Origin of the sequence: Bradyrhizobium sp. CIR48, from assembly GCF_014198315.1 — a bacterium.
GTDB lineage: Bacteria > Pseudomonadota > Alphaproteobacteria > Rhizobiales > Xanthobacteraceae > Bradyrhizobium.
Map to the genome: position 1 here is coordinate 389,479 of NZ_JACIHG010000003.1, position 15,791 is coordinate 405,269.

The following is a 15,791-nucleotide window of genomic DNA, read 5'->3' on the forward strand; positions in this document are numbered from 1 at the left end:
ATGCCGAACGCGGAACAATGCCGTCAGCGCCTGCAGCGCCGAACTGCACCGCGCCGACGTAGTGGTGTGCAATCAAGCACGCTTCGTTCTTTGAACCGCTCGGATCCTGGTCAGCGTCGATGCGCTGTGCAAACCTTGCGTCTGCCTTCATCGCGAGTGCAGGAGATAAAGACGATACATAGCTCTACTCGCTCCTACACATGACACTCGTCATCATCTTGGAACGACCACGCCGGCCATGCAGGCCAAATGCTGACCCCGATGATAGCCTCATCAGGTTAAGGAGCACTCTCGATTCCTGGCTGAATGTGCCGCCCCCGACGTCTGAACTCAGCGAATTGGCGAAACATGACAAACAGCGCGATCAATCCGGCCCCCAACTCAGCGATGGCTCTACTCGCCAGCACTCCACTGAAGCCGGATATAACAGGAAATAAAAGGACCGCCGGTATGAAGAGATAACCCTGCCTGGCGAAAGACACCACCGCGCTAAGGCGTGCTCTCCCCAGCGCCTGAAGCATTGTCGTCACGAAACTCTGAATGCCGTAAAGTCCAAAAAACAGATGAAAGATGATGCAGGTCGAGACGGCAATATCCGTGACCTTATCGCTATCGCTGAACAGCCTGACCAAAGGTCGGACAAAAATCATAACGCCCGCGGAATAAGCAAAGGAAAACGCGACCGTGATAGAGAGCATAAGCTTCCCAACCTTCAGTACACGCGCGAAGTCGCGGGCGCCCCAACCGAACCCCAGGACAGCTTGACAGCCGATACAGAATCCGGTGACAGGCAGCGCCCCGATTGTCAAGATTCTTACAGCTATTCCCACGGCTGCGACGAACTCGTCACCGAATGGCGCAGCAGCTCCATACAAGAACATACCGGCAAAAGCGGCTAAGATACTTGTCATCGTCGCTGGTGCACCAACGAACGCGAGCTGCCTGATGCGATCTGCTCGCAACGAGACCTGAGATATCCTGACAAGGACGATGCCCCGCCGGTGGGCAAAATAAGCGATATAGAGGCAAATTCCGGCGGCCTGGGACAGTAGCGTTGCCAATGCTGCTCCTCGGACACCCAAGTCCAGTAGGAATATAAAAAGAGGATCAAGCAGGGCGTTCAATATGAACGCGCTCAGCATCGTCCACATGCTGAATCGTGTGTTGCCTTCCGCTCTGGCGATGAAGCCACTGACGATGTTTAAGAGCATCACAGTAGAACCCGGCAATAGGGTCGTGGCGTAGTCGAGCGCGATTGGCAGAACAGTTGGACTTACCCCGAGTACAACGAAGGTGCCTCGTAGACTTAGAAGCATGGCGACGGTCATGATGACACCGATCGGGGCGGCGAGCGCGAGGGCGGTACTCGCACCTCGACTGGCCTCCAACTCCCTACCAGCACCTAGATGACGAGATATGAAGGAGGCGGTGCCAACACCGATCCCCTCTCCTGCCGCCGCGAGCAGCACCACGATCGGCATGGTCATGCTGACAGCTGCAATCGCTTGCGCGCCAAGTGAGCCAACGAAGATCGCGTTGAGGAGTTGCTGTAAGGCGTTGATCGACAAGCCCACAACAGATGGAACTGCGAGCCGTAAGAGAAGGCTCGGGAGATTTTGGTCCGATAGATCTATGTGCTGGTTCTTCTTCGGCATCGCATCACGATCGCTCGAGGGCGACCTCCGCACCGCGCTCATTCATGGTTCACACGGTCGTGAGTGTTGCCGATTTCCGCTGATCATTTGCAACAGCTCCTGTTGCAACACCGTTCAAAAGAGTGGCGCGTCACCTCGTCACCGATCACGCTCGGATCATACCCCGTTTCATTCTGTAGATGGCCGGATTGATAACCGACATCGAACCAGGAGAGGTGAATCGCCGTCGCTTTATCCATGTCTTAGCCGGTCCAAAGTGGAGAAGGGTCTGTGTCTAGGAGGCGGCGTGGGAATGATGATGCAAATCGCCCAAGGGCTCGCGCCGCCGCAGCAAGCGACTGCAGATATTCAACAAAGACTGCCAGCATGGACGGAACGAATTGAACAATGGCGGAGGCGACCCCTGCCTAGAGGAGGGATGACGACGATCTCAGAAGCGAGCGATCGCCCTGATCGCGTCAACCGGATTACGTTCCACCGATATGAATTTCGTTTGATTGGTTTTCTGCACGCACGTGCCCGCCATCCGTCGTCCGTTTTGCGGCGCTCGATCGGAACGCTGCATTGCGTGGCCGCGCTGATTGCGCACGTCATGAAGTTTTGTCCTTATGAGCTTCTCGCTCAGTGTGTTCGCTTCTGGCTCGATGATGAGCAGAGCAACAAGGGAGACGCTACGACTCCAAGTTCACCGTGACACCTACCCACTCTTGTAGCGGACTTGCGATCGTCTGCATGGCACCCGCAATTAACGCTCCCACCGTCTCGTTCCGGCTTGTGACTAGCGCATTTGGCACCGCCGGTTTCTCGGAACTTGAGCCGGCAACCACCCACCCTGTCGAGAGCTAGTTCGCGTGATAGCTCAGCCAATTCTGTCCACAATTGAATGGCGACTTCTAAATGACTATGGATAGCGAGAACGACACCCACCCGCTCTATCCAAGATTGACCCATATGCTGATCGAGCTATGGGGAGCGAAGAAACTCGACGGTCCGGCCCTTACAGAAATCGCAATCCGAAAGTCATTCGCGCAGCGAGGGCGACACTACTTCGCCTTCATGTCCATAAGTTTTGTCCAGTCACACGTCTCCGCAGCCTCGTGGGCTGAATCGCACGTAACAAACGCAGCGGACCAGCTAAAAAGCAGAAGACGATCTGACCAATTCAGGTAGGTATTTGGCAGTCGTTCTGGGCTTGAAAGTTGGCAGCGCCCTACGGGGGCAAAGTGTCAGCATTGATACCGGATGGGGGAAGGCTTGCGCCAAGGTTTGGCTGCGTGGCAGGGACAGCGCTTTCCAGGACTGAGCGCCGAGTCATGTCGCCGCTAACCTTTGACGTCGCTTGTCCGGAGCGTCGTCTTTGAAGGCTTGCTCCGCAGTCCAGGTAGGTGCCTTCGGCATCTCTCAAGGACACCACTTGGTAGCACCGTGAGGGGCTTGCCCCCACGGGAGCAAAGGTGGCCAGCTTTGGTTGACGACAAAGGCTTGCGGCATTTGCCAGGATCTGCGCCGGGTTCACAACGCGAGCGCTGAGCTACTACCGCTAATTGTGGGCTAGCAGGGGCAGCATCGGATTGCCTCACTGCCCCCAGCCGCGTCTGCGCTGCTTCCTCTCTTCTGCAATAACTCTTTGCTGATACTGTATCGGTAGAGGTAGTCTTCAGCCTAAGAGAATGGAGGGGATAAGGCATCTGAAGCGCGCGCTGATCGAAGGCTAAAGGCCCCTCTAACATTGCCTGAACGACTGTTACTGCGATCTTCCGCCCGCTCATTCATCGGGGCTACGACTTGCATTTCCTTGAATGGAGGACAGCGGCTCCCTCTCAGCCAGCATTTTTGCTTTTAGCTCGAGGCCGTTCGCGAAAATGGGCGAGCGGAATCGAGCCGCTGTCGAGCCAGCGGAACGGCCGTGCTCCGGTCAGCGGCCACAACAGCTGCGACGGCGGAAGTTGATAGTTGATCGACATTAACCAGCCCTCGCTCAACCACCCTAGTCGCGCCGAGGAACAGCGATTCGATGACACGCATCGAATAGTTCGGTGGAAAGCTCCAATTTCGTGATGCTTTTAGGTCGGTTATAGCCAGTGGTTTGATGACCATCGAAATGGCTGCCTTCGCGCATGAGAGCTCGTGCGCTTGTGGCTTATAATGTGCGCCGGATCCGCGTCGAGCGCGGTATCCCGCAAGAGCAATTGGCCTACGATGCAGGTGTTGATCGCTCCTATATGAGCGGACTTGAGCGGCAACAGGCGAACCCGACAATCGATCTTCTCGATCGCCTTGCCCGGACCCTCGGCGTTGCTGTCTCCGAGCTGTTTGTTCGACCATCCAAGGGTGCGCCACCACCCGCAACCTTGCCTAAAGGTCGCAAGCCGAAGACCACACGCCGCAAAAGCACCTAGCCCCCTGACAGCACCGAGCTGTTGACGCAGATCTTGTGAGCACCGGACCAGCATCACTGGCTTCGCGCGGATTTTATGCGCAGCCCCCATTTATACGCGGCAAACCTCCGGTGGAGATCGAATAATGTGATGGATGTTCATTCTGGCGCCGGAGCGGACAGTGGCGGCTCAAGACGATGAAGTTCCATTAAATGCCATTCGCGCTTTTGTGACTGTCGCACGCGAAGGCAGCGTCACGCGCGCGGCTACCATTTTGGGGACAACACAGAGCTCGGTCAGCCGCTATTTGTCCGTGCTGCGGGACTATCTGGGTGCTGACCTCGTCGAGCGGCGTGGACGGCGCAGTGATTTAACGGAGTTCGGAAGGCTATTCGCAAACGCAGTCGCTGAACCGCTCGAAACCGTCAGCTTCACCGCGAAGAGAATGCGACGCCGCGCAGGCGCAGGAACTAACCGGATTGTGGTCCGCACATCACTATCAACCTTTGCTTTCTCTCTTCTTATTCCAAATCTGCAGGCTTTCTCTTCTGAAGCGGGTGGCGTTATCGTGGACATCGTCAGCTCGCTGGCGCCGCCGACATCTTCGGATGATTTCGATGTTTTGATTACACGGGATCTTTCCGTCATCGAACCCGCCGACAGTTGGGAGATTTACAAAGAGGAGCTGGTGTGCGTCGGCCCGCCAAATCTGGTCGGAGCCAGAGAGCTCTCGATTGTTCGCTCAACGCCTATACTGAATGTTACATCGCGTCCCGACATCCTGCCGACATGGCTGAGGGCCATGAATCTGTCTTCGAGCGACATACGAGTGGGCGCCCGGTATGATCATAACTATCTTGCTCTGCCGGCAGTCATGACGGGAAAATGCCTTCTTGTCGCGCCGGAAATCATCGTCGGAGATCTGGTGAGAGGGGGCGCTTTGCAAATCATCCCTGGCACCCGAACTCCAAGTGGCATGCAATATCGCGCTTATGCCGTAGATCGCAGCGAGCACCCCGAGATCGCACGTTCTTTTTGCCGATGGCTGGCTCGTCTTTGCAAGAAGGTCGTACTTGCGCAGGCTGCCTGAGGTCTAGCGGTCCCTCAATTCGGTGCAGGGAGGGATCAATGTTCAGGTCGAGGGCGCTAAAATTAAGAAAACCATTCAAGCGTAATCCGCAAAGCCTACGGAAATAGCGCCCCTCTGTTGCAGCAAAGACGCCAACAATGAGAGAGCGGAACGCAAAGACTTTATCCTATATCCACCATCGTGCTAGGCAGGAGAAGAATTGGCTGGCAGCACGGAAGGTAGGCCATTTATCGCGCCGCAGCCCACTACTTGTCATCCCTGTCCCTGCGTTTGTCTAGCAATGCTCGCCAGCGTAGGCGCATGAGGCGCTGCCCCAGCTTAACAAGTCGAATAGTTCGGCTGCGCAAATCGTCTGTTTTCCAGGCGCGCTCGGCAATACGATGACTTCCGAACAGGCCTTGCGCGATTTGGCGATAGCTATTTCCTTCCTGCCATCCATCCACTGCGCGCAACGCCAGGATCAGCCGACGCCGCTTCAAAGCAGGCAAAGCAAGTGGCGAATCTCCGAGCGCCCGACGCTGAAGGGCAAGCCAAAATCGACGTGCGGCCCCCAGGCGAAACTCGAAATGGGCATCGAGCGGCAGATCAACGACGACCGCATATCCGCTCGCCGGAAACTCTCTTAACCAAAGGCGATGCTTCGTGCCCCCGAGCGGTACGATCGCATGCCATCCATCCGGCGCACGGCGAAGCTCGCCGGGCGGCAGATTGTCGAAATCGACGTAATTTTTAGGCGCAACGCAGCTCGTCGCCCGCACAGCCAGTACGGTCGGCAGCACCTCAGGTGCCCAAAATACTGCTTGCTTGTCGAACGTCTTTTGCGGATCAGCAGGAAAACGAGAGCCCCCACTTGCGTCGGAACTCGCCCGCCGCTGCGCTTGAACGTTCGCGGCGAGATAACCGCTTATAATCCTCTTGGTAGTCGTTATCCCGGCGCAGCCACTCCCAGGCGAGGTCGGCAGCATCTGCCGTCTTCAGGCCGCTGTACGCTTCCTCGGATCTCCAGTCAGTATTCGGCATCGCACCTTTCCCGCATAATCTTCAGACGCGGCGAAATGCAGCCGATGATTGTGGCGCTTTCCGGCTGCTTGCTTATCCTGGGCGCCTCTTCCACGCAACAAATCGATGGAACAATCAACTTTTGCGATTGCGACGACCTCGACATCACATCCGCGCTGATCATTGTTTTGGCCAGCCGCTGCGCAGCAGATCACGATAGCCCTTCCCTGCTAGCCACTTGGCCCGCGTCAGATGACTTTCGAACGTGCGTCGCGCTCGATCCGGTTCAGCGGTCGGGTCAAGCCCAAGCACGATGCGCGCAATTTCACGCCAATCTGCCTTTTCAGCGTCGGCATCAAGAAGTCGCATGTAGGCAACGGCGTGCTCCTTGTCATAGGACGTGAGCTCGTCGACGCTGGGCGCCAATTCTGCGATCTTCGGCTCGGCTGGCACTGCTTCAACTCCTACCCAGCTGAAAAATCTACCGAAATCAGAGCAACGATAACCAATCTGAGGTCGTTTTGGTACCTGCTCAATGGTCGCACGCCGATCTCCTTTTTCGCGGTGAGATGGCACTCTCGTATCGGCTCACATTGATCGGGCGGCTCCATCCTGCGCTTTCTCTTTTTCATCGCCCTCCATACTGCAAGCGATTGCAGATGCGTCCTGTAACTCGGTTGTCGTTGCTGTTTCTGGCGGAAGGCATGATGGTCGTGGTGAGGAGCCCCGGTCGCACTCGTGAAAGGCAATAGCCAGAACCGGTCAACTGGAGAATATTTGTTTCCGTTTCGATCCACAGTTGAACATTCGTCCTATATGGACGCGGTCTTGGGAAAACGCCGCACGTACCTCTGAGCGCCGTTTTTTCTCTGCCGCCAATGGCAAGCTATTGCCCACGAGAACGCTTGTGATGAGTCAACGAGAAGACGGGCACGCACTAGCTACCTATGCATTCACCGTTGCCTGATTTTCTCGAAGCAATAGGGGAGGACAGCCAAAGCTGGTGCGAGCTTATCGTAATACTCTGGCTATAACCAGTGGTTTCATAATCGTCGGAATGGCTGCCTCTGCGCATGAACGCTCGTGCGCTTGTGGCCTGGAATGTGCGCCGGATCCGCGTTGAGCGCGGCATTCCGCAAGACCAATTGGCCTTTGATGCCGGGATCGACCGTTCGCACATGGGGCGCATTGAGCAGAAGAAAGAGAACCCGACTATTGATCTCCTGGAACGCATCGCCAAGACCTTGGGTGTTCACATGTCGGAATTATTCATGCAGCCGGCTAAAGGCGCAATGCCCCCCAAGCCGATGTCCAGGGGGCGCAAGCCGGCACGGCTTCGCCGAACCAAGACGTAATTATTGACGAGCCATGTTTCAGCCGGGAAGGAGCGAGCCGAATCGGCCCGCATGCTTCATCGATCTACAGCCGACGCTTCCGATCTTCTGCTCCAGCCGACGTCGTCCCAGAAGAGTTGCGCTCTTAGCGAGCCCCAGGGCAGCCTGTCGTAAAGCCGCGCATCGTCGAAATAAACTTGCGCCGCTCGCCGTAACCCTACTCGCGGTCGCTTAAACAGAGGTTTTCGAAGGGCCTGTTCGCAGCCGCGGTCGGTTTGTCGGGTGGGGTTCGGATGATCGCAGAGCCCCAACCAAGAGACTTCCGCGAAAGTGGCATGGAGGACTTGTTACCCTGGTGAGCAAGAGCAAGAGCATGAGAACAGATCTGTCGTCCAGAGCTGCCGCACGGAGGATCAAGCTCACGTGTGGCTTGAGGATGGGACCTTTCCGCTGGACGAAGATCGGGCGAGGTGTGGCGCCCACGCAGGGGCGCAATTTAGGCGCTGCTGGAAAGAGGGACACGTAGGACGTGGGGACGATCGCGAGCGAGATAGTTCACCCGACGCCGGGCGTTGTGAATCAAGCCCAATGCCCTCATCGCGAGATGGTGGCGAATATGTTCTGAATTGGTGTGCGCTACGCCGGGCGCGACTATCCCGATAAGGTGAAGGGGATGCTGCTCGCGGGGCGAGAGCCAACGGCTGCATGAGATCATCAAAAATGCAGCGTCATCGGTTTGACCGCGAGCAGAGACGATGCCTGAAGATTCATGCTGTTGGGCCTGGAAGAAGTTAAGCAGGTGGCAGCTGCGCCCGTCAGCCCGTCCTTGCGCGTAAGACCGGCCGCTCCGCTCGACATTGTAGGACGCAACTTAGTCTTGGGCTTGCAGGCGTTAACGTGGTCCAGGAGGTGCGGACAATGTCAGGCGGCCTTTGCGGCCCTTGATTTTGGCCTCTTCACGTGCGGTATGCGGGCGTCAATCGCAAGCTGGTCCATCATCCAGTGAGGGCTGTTGGATTTGCTGACTGGATACGGCTCCGTCGCGCGATTGTCCCAGATTACGACGTCGCCTGATTTCCAGTTCCAGCACACGGTGTTCCGGGGCGCAATGAGGTAGGATTGCAGCCGTTCAAACAGTCTTTGGCTGGGATAGCGCTGCAGGCCAACGAAGTTGTTCACCGAAGGACCGAGCGATAGCATGCGTTCGCAGGTCTCGGGATGAACACGAACAATCGGATGTGTCGTTTCGTAGATCGTTCCGGTGGATACGCCGTACCAAGGCCGCTTGTTGCCATCGGTGACCCTTTCTGACGTAGTAAGATCAGATGCGACGAAGCTCGCAGCCCAAAGGTTATCTGCGAGCATCCGCAGGGGATCAGGAAGATCAAGATAAGCGGCGGCCCTGCTAGACCAAGCAATGTCGCCGCCAAAAGGCGGGGCCGCTGCGAGCCGCAGCACCGAAATGGCCGTGCGGACCCGTTCATCGTTCATCTGGTTGAGATGACTGCAGGCGAAATCAGACAGTTCCTGCCGGATCGCTAAACCGCCCATTGTATCCGCCATTGTGGGATTCAGTAGCAGCGAGCCGAGCCGGAGCACAAAACGCTGCTGCTGTGCATCGTCGAGATGTCGCTGGTCACGGAAGAAGATGACCTTATGCTCTAGCAGAAGCCGCTTGAACGCTATGATGACATTGTCAGGCAAATCGTCCGAGAGCGCAATGTTCTTGATTTCGGCACCAAGCCGCTCCGCACGCTTCACGATATCTGCTCGCGGAATAACATCTTCAACAGCCATTGTTCCACTCATCACGGCGCCTCTTCTGTGCATGTCTAAACAGACTCGGTGGCGGTCGCATCTGGCGACAAGCCCTGCAAAATCATCTTGATGCTACACACCCGAATTGTTTGAGCGCGGGTCAACGCGCCGCTCCATTAGGCGGCTGGATTCCGATACACACCGCCAGCACCTTAGAATCCGACTCCCTCTGCGTGTCGACGCGCCTAGTGCCGTTCTCATCTAAGGACACTCGCATGTGAGGCCACCAGATCGATTTGCAGCCTGATTAACAGCGCAGATCATAGACGCAATCCATGTCCAGTCCATGAAACGAAACCAGCTTTCTTTTCGAGCTCGCGTAACGTTCTCCTCGTCTCAGAACTCAGGCTTGGAAAATGCCCGAACAACGACCGCGTCGTACCTCATTCATCCCGCACGGCGTCCTGCACACGATGAAGTTCGGAACTGGTTCGCGGCATGCACTCGCGAAGCGGACAGGACCTGCCTGCCAGAAAGCAAAATCTATCTCAAGATGTATACCAATGTTCACGCTACTTCAACGAGTTTACAATCATATTTTTGCGACTTGTTGCTCAATCCGCGACTTGTTTCATCAGCTGATCACTTGCCCTCAGCGATTGGCTAGCGGTGAAAGCGCAAAACAGGAACGCTGCAACTTCCGATGCAGCTTAACAACGGACTTAATCCCTCGATTTTCGAATTTGCACTTGGCACGAATGCAGGTGTCCCGGGTAACCTGACCTTGCCCCTCAGACCTAATCCAGGTTGAAGTTCGCTCTGGCCCAAGACAAGGACCAGAGAATGAAGCGCAGCCGCTTTTCGGAAGTGCAGACCATCGGGATTTTGAAGGAGTACGAAGCTGGCGTTGCAGTCGCCGATCTGTGCCGGAAGCCCGGCGTCAGTGACGCGCAAGCCCCTCCTATCTGTTCTACCGTGATCTTTGCAGGACGCGAGGGAGCGTCCTTTCTGGATCCGGTGGCGACTAACATCCATGCCTCGCGCTACCGTGATACGCGGTTGGTCGTCCGCGTGTTCTTCGCGGCGCGATGTGTGAGGCTTCGCGCCCTCACTCTTGCCCAGTCGCTGCCCGTCGGCGACCCTGCTAGAACTTGCGCAGCGGTCACGTCCCGCTGCTCGGGAAATGTGACGATGTCCAATCTACTCTGCCACGCGGAATCTGGTGGTGCAGCTCGTTCTTCTGGCGATCGCCGTCATTCTGACGGTCGGGAGCTGTCGGGGGGTTCGTTGACATGTGATCGGTCCTCTGAGGATGATCCGCGATGCCACCATCGAGCTCGCCCAGGGCAATCTTGCGTAGACACGCCCTTCGTCGACCGCCGTGACGAAATCGGAGCCCTCGCCGGCGCGCTCTCCACCTTCAAGGCGAATGCGCGCGAGAAGACCCGCATCGAGGAGGAACAGCGGCAGCACGGGTCGCGGGCTCTGGAGCGGCAACAGGCGATGGAACGGCACATTGCGAGTTTCGAGGCCGAAATACTCCGCGCGCTTTCGTCGCTCAACGCAGCTTCGGAGCAGACGAGGGAGACATCAGGCCGGATGTCGGCGGTCTCCATCCAGACAAACGAGCAGGTCAAGTCGACCGAAAGGGCCTCGGGAGAGGCATCCATGAACGCACAGAGCGTGGCAATCGGCATCCGAGGAATTGAGCGCCACGATCGCGGATATCGCGCGGCAGGCGGTTCGAGACGCCGACGTCGCTGCCCGCGCTGTCGAACAAGCCAACCGGACCGATGAGATTGTCCAAGGGTTCCGTATAAAAACATCATGCTCTAGCGGCGCCCTCAGGACTGAGTACAAAAATTCTCAAGGGCCTCAACGCCACGCTTACGATCAAGTACACGATCGGAAAGACGGATTAGGACTAGCAGGGAGCGGAAGGGGTGTCCGTCGTTCTCTGGCTATCCCCTCTACTATCCGTGCCGGCGGCAGCCCTCGCCGGCCTTCTCGCTGCTGGTCGATGCGCTTCGGTACAGCGGGGCGTTGATATCGGTCGAAGGGTCAAGCGCCAGCCAGCAGAAAGCCGCCCGACCGTGGACCGAGTCTCGATGGCACGCAGAAGCCGAAGATTGCGAGTATGACTTGCGGCCGAAGCGCTGCAGAGCGCAGGCAAAATGGCGAGGACTAAGGGGCGTTCTTCTTCCCCACTGACCCTTGAAGTACGACCGAGCCGCTGCGCGTAGCGACGCCGACCGCCGTAGGGAGGCTTTCGGCGAGCAGCTCCGCCGCAGATTGGGCCGGAATACCGAGCGTCATGGCAACACGTCCGATATTGGCCGCTCCGAGCGCGGCCTCCACTTCTTTCGCGGAAAACGGCGTCGGCGCCTTTTCTGCCCAGCTCGACACCGTTTCGGCCAGGCCCTTCTTCTCGAGTCCGACGACCACCGACTGTAGATCGCCAACCTGCGACGTCTGCAGGGCTGCGCCAATGAGCCTCGGAAGAGCGGACTCGTCCACTCGGCTTACCAGGTCACGGAAAGTGCCACCGAAATCGTCGAACGGGCGCATATGACTTCCTCGAAACTTCGCTCGACTACTATATGCCGAGTTCCGGAACCTTGCCACGGTAGCGCTGAGCCAGATCAGTCTTTATGGCACTTAGTTGTGTCCCGACGTTGACGTACGCAACATCCCGCCCATTGAATTTGACCCCGGTTACACGGGTGGCTCCCCGGTGCAGCCCAACAGCCTCCCAAAGGTCATTAAGAACAGGCGAGCCCGAGGATCCCGCCATCGTATCCGTGAAATACCGCAGCTCAGTATCCGTTGCGGCCGTTAACAGATTGTTTCTTATGGCGAATTTCTTGGGGTCTCCATCGGGGTGCTGGATGATGTTCAGTGCCAATCGGTCTTCCTGGCTGCTTGTGGCCGCAAGCCTTTGGCCATGTGATAGCGGCTTTCGGGCTCCGCTGTCTATTCTCAAAAGCGCGTAATCCAGTCTTCGGTCGCGTGCTATCAATTCGATGGCAGTGGCGCTCGAACCAGCAGCTCCGTCCGCGTCGTAGTCGAACAGTGCGACCGTCGACTTCGCCTGCAATTCGAAATCTGAGTCCGACGCCGGCGGCTCGCCTTTCTCGCGCGCATTCACAACGTGGTTGTTCGTCAGCATAAGTCCTGGCGCTACCAGCCAGCCCGTACCCAGGAATTTGGATGGGTTACCCGATGAATTCTTTTGAACTTCGTCGTTCAAATACCGCGTCACCAAAAGCTTTGCCACCGCCTCGCCGGCCGACACACCAGCTTTCATATATGCGTAGGGCAACATGTCGTCGTGATGGACTACGACTTCCTGGAGTTCAGTAAAACCTACCGTCTTGATGGGTGGACTGCCTGTGACCTTCTCGTCGATCGCTTCATGAAATCGGCGGAGCGGCTCTGCGTCCGCCCTACCTGCTCCGAGCCAGGACGCATTTCTCAGCCAACTCTTCAAGGGTATGTTGCCGTCATCGAGACGCGGGACGGTGTTCAGATAATCCAGATCCAGTTTCAACCCGATCGTGGGCGCCGTCATTCCCCCCGGCAGCAACCCAGCGAACCGGCGCGGCATGCCTTGAAGCAACGCTGCCCTGACGGGAGGATCGTACCCGAAGACTTCCATCGTCACCTCGGCGATCTTCTGGATCTCTTCTTGGCTGAAATGCTCCATCAGATCGCAACCTCCGTTACGACATTCAATTCCCAGGATTCGCGGTATTCATCAAGACCGCCGAGATTTGCACCGGACAACGATGCCTCCTCCAATCGAAGCAACATAATAATGGCTTCGACTAATTGGGGTTCTTGTTCCCCCTCAATCAGCTTCGAGATGAAGTATTCGAGGATGCGCTGGAGTGCTGCAGTCGGCGGATCGTTTGGAAGCCCGTGAGGTGCCAGGTTTTCGATCACGACTGGGGAACGCAGAGCCTTTTCAATATCGGCGCGCGAGCGCCGCATGAGGTAATAGAAATCGTGGACGACAAGGGGCAGCAGCTTGGCGATCGTCTGCGGATACTCAACGCCGAGACTTACGAGCGCCAGGCGGATCAGAGACCTTTCTTTATCGATCTCGGCTGGCCCCAATAGGGCCAGCTTGTTCACCAAGGCAAGCCGCAAGCTGGCCTTGGCGGATTCCGGGCTACGGATGATTGTCTCAGTCAGCGTCTGAATGCTCGGCAGAGGGGAGCGCAATGTGTCGCTTACTTCGCGCAAGCGAACCAGCAGATCGAGCGCGTCGTCGGCTCGCCTGCGCTGAGAATTGACTTGGATCTGGAGCCAAAGGAGTTCGGCCAAGCGGCCCCTGTTGGCCATAAGTGGATAGCCGTCAAGAGCTCTTTCGAGCAACCGTTCCGCCTCATCGGTTCTATTCAAAGCCAGGAGGGCTCGGGCTTCGATGGCAAAAAGCGGACTGTCACTTGTGCGCTCGGACCGCTGCCTGACGAGCGCAAGAACCTGGTCCGGCGCGGCAAACCGGAATGTCTCGAGAGCCTTCCTTCCGATCAGCCGTTCCCAACTCGATAAGTCCGCTTTGTCGTAGACGTCGGCCGGCAGCTCGATACTCATTCTTTCCGCCAACCAGATTTGCTGCTCAGGCTCGAGATCGGCAATAGCCGATGTGAGATACTGCTCGACCCCAGATAGCCACCTGGTTGCTATGACTTCAGAATCTTCGTGAAGCATGAGACGGTGATAGATCTCTTCCGCGCGTTCGACGAGCGTTTCGCCTTCCGTTTCATAGTAGTGCACAGCCGCCGACTGCAGTGTTCTGACCTGATCGGGGCGCTGGTTCTTCATCAGAAGCAGAACGGGGCGTCGAATTTCTTCGCGGTAGCGCAACGCATCGTCGTCCTCGATGCTGACCAGGGTATGCTCTCTTCGGAGTTCCTCGAAAAGTTCTTCGGCTCGTTCGTCGTTCAAGACGGTAACTTTGCACAGCGGCGCGAGCACGAAGCGTATGATCTCCTTGGTGACACGTCGAAGAACCATCCCCGGGTGGGCCAGCGCCCTCACGTCTTCATCGTGGATATGGTCCAACACACGCGTGTAGAGACTCCCTTGAACGACCTCCGGAGCCACATCGAAAAGCCAATACCGCTTCGTTTGGAGGCCTGTGATTCCTCGAGATGCATCTTCGCTTTGCGCGATTCTTGCCGCCAGGCGAAGGGAGAGCGGACTGCCTCCGATCTGTCTTGCAATTACAGTTGCGCTCGCACCATCGACGCCGAGGCTGGAAAGCAACCGCGTGGCGTCCTGTTGATTAAGATCGCCGAGCGAGTGTTCCTCTGGATGCTCACCCTTAACTGTAAAGGGATTAGGCTTGGCCCGTCCTGCGATGATGACGCGAAGAGACGGGAATATCTTTTGTACCACCGCCAGCATCTGCCAGAAACTGAACAGATCTTCTTTGGTCCGGTAGTAAACTTCCTCGAAAGTGTCGAAGACCAGCACGACGGGCACGGCTCCGGCTTTTTGCTGGCGGCCCGCTGCGGATGCGATGCGTTCGAGCATGCGCCCGAATGCCACGTAGAGTCGCTCCTCGGCGCCACTGTAGTTGGCCAATCTTTCTTGCTGCGCCGAGATGTTGGAGGCCCGCTGCCTAAGTTGTGCCCGTTCATCGCGATATTCTGAAACGAGAAAGCTGAACTCCTGAGTCGATCTATCGCTCCGGGCTTCGTCGTTGATCTGAGCGCTCAATTGGGTCGAGGCCGCTACGAGGATGGTGAACGGCTCGCTCACATCGAGGGACGAGGAATCGAAAGGCAAATAGGCGAAAGGAAACCACCCTTTCGTCGGAGCGTTTACATGCTCAAGCAGAAATTTCCCGATAAGCGCAGTCTTACCGACGCCGCCTGGACCGTAAAGAACTAGTGGAGGGCGGGAGCCGGGCCCGACGAAGCCCCGCAACCGCTGCCAGAGCGAGGGCTCCACGACACCAACGTAGTCCCGAAGTATCTGCAGTTCTTCTTCTCGTCCGACGAAACTGTCGTCGACGAGGTGCTCGAAAAGCGATACGGCCGACCGGCGGCGCAAGGCAACATCGAACTTGGCTCGATCCGGCAGCCCCCCAAATTCGGCGATACCCCAATCATACAACTGTCCGGTCGACACCAGGTCGTCGAAGCTCATATTGGAAAGATCAGACCGGTCTCCAGCCAGCCACTTATCGAAAGCCCGTTGGATCGGCGTCATCAATCGATCCGGATTGGCGGCCAGAACGGACCGCAGAATCTCTCTTCCTCCAAGTTTCCAAAGAAATGACAAGGCGGACCGTCGCTCTTCCGGCTTCAGGGTCCGGAGCCCGAGATGCCGCCAACCAACCGCCACCACCGAAGCTCCGAATAGATCGGGGGCGGGATTGATCGGCGAGGAAAGCGGGAGCCAAGGCTTAAGGTTGGATGGGCTGAAAACGTGAAGCACCGCGGCGGCAAAGAGATAAGTCGATGACGATAAGTCCATGCTTGCGTTGCTTCGCGCCAGTGTGCGCTTCTGCAGCTCGGCGACGACGTCGCTTGTCGAGCGGGTTACAGAGCTGCTCATGCGA

General features: G+C 57.2%; 14 protein-coding genes and 1 pseudogene. 6 read left to right on the plus strand and 9 right to left on the minus strand.

What is annotated here, in order from left to right:
- Window positions 1-278: 278 nt before the first annotated feature.
- Window positions 279-1,655: an MATE family efflux transporter gene (locus GGD66_RS11930; RefSeq protein ID WP_183257843.1), complete on the minus strand. Its 1,377-nt coding sequence runs from the start codon at window positions 1,653-1,655 to the stop codon at window positions 279-281.
- A gap of 292 nt (window positions 1,656-1,947) precedes the next feature.
- On the opposite strand from GGD66_RS11930, the gene GGD66_RS11935 reads away from it, so the two are divergent.
- On the plus strand, window positions 1,948-2,349 hold the full coding sequence (locus tag GGD66_RS11935; RefSeq protein WP_183257844.1) for a hypothetical protein: 402 nt from the start codon (window positions 1,948-1,950) through the stop codon (window positions 2,347-2,349).
- A 1,126-nt stretch (window positions 2,350-3,475) separates the two neighbouring features.
- Here the strand turns inward: GGD66_RS11935 and GGD66_RS11940 are convergent.
- Window positions 3,476-3,619, minus strand: a complete 144-nt coding sequence (locus GGD66_RS11940; RefSeq protein WP_183257845.1) for a hypothetical protein — start codon at window positions 3,617-3,619, stop codon at window positions 3,476-3,478.
- Window positions 3,620-3,772: 153 nt separating this feature from the next.
- Between GGD66_RS11940 and GGD66_RS11945 the strand changes: the two genes are divergently transcribed.
- On the plus strand, window positions 3,773-4,054 hold the full coding sequence (locus GGD66_RS11945) for a helix-turn-helix domain-containing protein (protein ID WP_183257846.1): 282 nt from the start codon (window positions 3,773-3,775) through the stop codon (window positions 4,052-4,054).
- A 133-nt stretch (window positions 4,055-4,187) separates the two neighbouring features.
- On the plus strand, window positions 4,188-5,123 hold the full coding sequence (locus GGD66_RS11950) for a LysR family transcriptional regulator (RefSeq protein WP_183257847.1): 936 nt from the start codon (window positions 4,188-4,190) through the stop codon (window positions 5,121-5,123).
- Between the two features lie 245 nt (window positions 5,124-5,368).
- Here the strand turns inward: GGD66_RS11950 and GGD66_RS11955 are convergent, their stop codons facing one another.
- The 3 genes from GGD66_RS11955 to GGD66_RS11960 all read right to left on the minus strand — a co-directional run bounded on the left by GGD66_RS11955 (window position 5,369) and on the right by GGD66_RS11960 (window position 6,575).
- Window positions 5,369-5,902 carry a DUF2285 domain-containing protein gene (locus tag GGD66_RS11955; protein ID WP_183258064.1) on the minus strand — a complete coding sequence of 178 codons (534 nt, stop codon included), beginning with the start codon at window positions 5,900-5,902 and terminating at the stop codon, window positions 5,369-5,371.
- A 46-nt stretch (window positions 5,903-5,948) separates the two neighbouring features.
- Window positions 5,949-6,143: a transcriptional regulator domain-containing protein gene (locus GGD66_RS41400; protein WP_246788847.1), complete on the minus strand. Its 195-nt coding sequence runs from the start codon at window positions 6,141-6,143 to the stop codon at window positions 5,949-5,951.
- A 159-nt stretch (window positions 6,144-6,302) separates the two neighbouring features.
- Entirely contained in the window at window positions 6,303-6,575 is a 273-nt protein-coding gene (locus GGD66_RS11960) for a DNA -binding domain-containing protein (RefSeq protein ID WP_183257848.1), read from the minus strand.
- Between the two features lie 620 nt (window positions 6,576-7,195).
- On the opposite strand from GGD66_RS11960, the gene GGD66_RS11965 reads away from it, so the two are divergent.
- Window positions 7,196-7,477 carry a helix-turn-helix domain-containing protein gene (locus tag GGD66_RS11965; RefSeq protein ID WP_183257849.1) on the plus strand — a complete coding sequence of 94 codons (282 nt, stop codon included), beginning with the start codon at window positions 7,196-7,198 and terminating at the stop codon, window positions 7,475-7,477.
- A 900-nt stretch (window positions 7,478-8,377) separates the two neighbouring features.
- Here GGD66_RS11965 and GGD66_RS11970 read toward each other — a convergent pair.
- A complete protein-coding gene (locus tag GGD66_RS11970; RefSeq protein ID WP_246788848.1) occupies window positions 8,378-9,253 on the minus strand; it encodes a TauD/TfdA family dioxygenase in 876 nt (291 codons plus the stop codon).
- An 804-nt stretch (window positions 9,254-10,057) separates the two neighbouring features.
- Between GGD66_RS11970 and GGD66_RS42400 the strand changes: the two genes are divergently transcribed.
- Entirely contained in the window at window positions 10,058-11,011 is a 954-nt protein-coding gene (locus GGD66_RS42400) for a transposase (RefSeq protein ID WP_210321547.1), read from the plus strand.
- A 147-nt stretch (window positions 11,012-11,158) separates the two neighbouring features.
- Window positions 11,159-11,254, plus strand: a pseudogene (locus GGD66_RS41410) (LysR family transcriptional regulator); the annotation flags it as partial.
- A 144-nt stretch (window positions 11,255-11,398) separates the two neighbouring features.
- Here the strand turns inward: GGD66_RS41410 and GGD66_RS11980 are convergent.
- From GGD66_RS11980 to GGD66_RS11990, 3 genes are read right to left on the minus strand one after another with little or no spacing between them, the layout of a single operon-like run.
- A complete protein-coding gene (locus GGD66_RS11980) occupies window positions 11,399-11,782 on the minus strand; it encodes a YidB family protein (RefSeq protein ID WP_183257851.1) in 384 nt (127 codons plus the stop codon).
- A 28-nt stretch (window positions 11,783-11,810) separates the two neighbouring features.
- Window positions 11,811-12,920, minus strand: coding sequence for a trypsin-like peptidase domain-containing protein (locus tag GGD66_RS11985; protein WP_183257852.1), 1,110 nt, complete (start codon window positions 12,918-12,920; stop codon window positions 11,811-11,813).
- Complete coding sequence (locus tag GGD66_RS11990) at window positions 12,920-15,787, minus strand: ATP-binding protein (RefSeq protein WP_183257853.1); 2,868 nt, start codon at window positions 15,785-15,787, stop codon at window positions 12,920-12,922. The genes GGD66_RS11985 and GGD66_RS11990 overlap by 1 nt, the downstream gene beginning before the upstream one ends.
- Window positions 15,788-15,791 lie beyond the last annotated feature (4 nt).

Bases quoted from the DNA above. Each gene is read 5' to 3' on its own strand.
- GGD66_RS11945 (WP_183257846.1), top strand. From the start codon at position 3,773: ATGAGAGCTCGTGCGCTTGTGGCTTATAATGTGCGCCGGATCCGCGTC.
- GGD66_RS11970 (WP_246788848.1), bottom strand. From the start codon at position 9,253: ATGGCTGTTGAAGATGTTATTCCGCGAGCAGATATCGTGAAGCGTGCG.
- GGD66_RS11980 (WP_183257851.1), bottom strand. From the start codon at position 11,782: ATGCGCCCGTTCGACGATTTCGGTGGCACTTTCCGTGACCTGGTAAGC.
- GGD66_RS42400 (WP_210321547.1), top strand. From the start codon at position 10,058: ATGAAGCGCAGCCGCTTTTCGGAAGTGCAGACCATCGGGATTTTGAAG.
- GGD66_RS11935 (WP_183257844.1), top strand. From the start codon at position 1,948: ATGATGATGCAAATCGCCCAAGGGCTCGCGCCGCCGCAGCAAGCGACT.
- GGD66_RS11940 (WP_183257845.1), bottom strand. From the start codon at position 3,619: ATGTCGATCAACTATCAACTTCCGCCGTCGCAGCTGTTGTGGCCGCTG.
- GGD66_RS11965 (WP_183257849.1), top strand. From the start codon at position 7,196: ATGAACGCTCGTGCGCTTGTGGCCTGGAATGTGCGCCGGATCCGCGTT.
- GGD66_RS11930 (WP_183257843.1), bottom strand. From the start codon at position 1,655: ATGCCGAAGAAGAACCAGCACATAGATCTATCGGACCAAAATCTCCCG.
- GGD66_RS11985 (WP_183257852.1), bottom strand. From the start codon at position 12,920: ATGGAGCATTTCAGCCAAGAAGAGATCCAGAAGATCGCCGAGGTGACG.
- GGD66_RS11990 (WP_183257853.1), bottom strand. From the start codon at position 15,787: ATGAGCAGCTCTGTAACCCGCTCGACAAGCGACGTCGTCGCCGAGCTG.
- GGD66_RS11950 (WP_183257847.1), top strand. From the start codon at position 4,188: ATGTTCATTCTGGCGCCGGAGCGGACAGTGGCGGCTCAAGACGATGAA.
- GGD66_RS41400 (WP_246788847.1), bottom strand. From the start codon at position 6,143: ATGCCGAATACTGACTGGAGATCCGAGGAAGCGTACAGCGGCCTGAAG.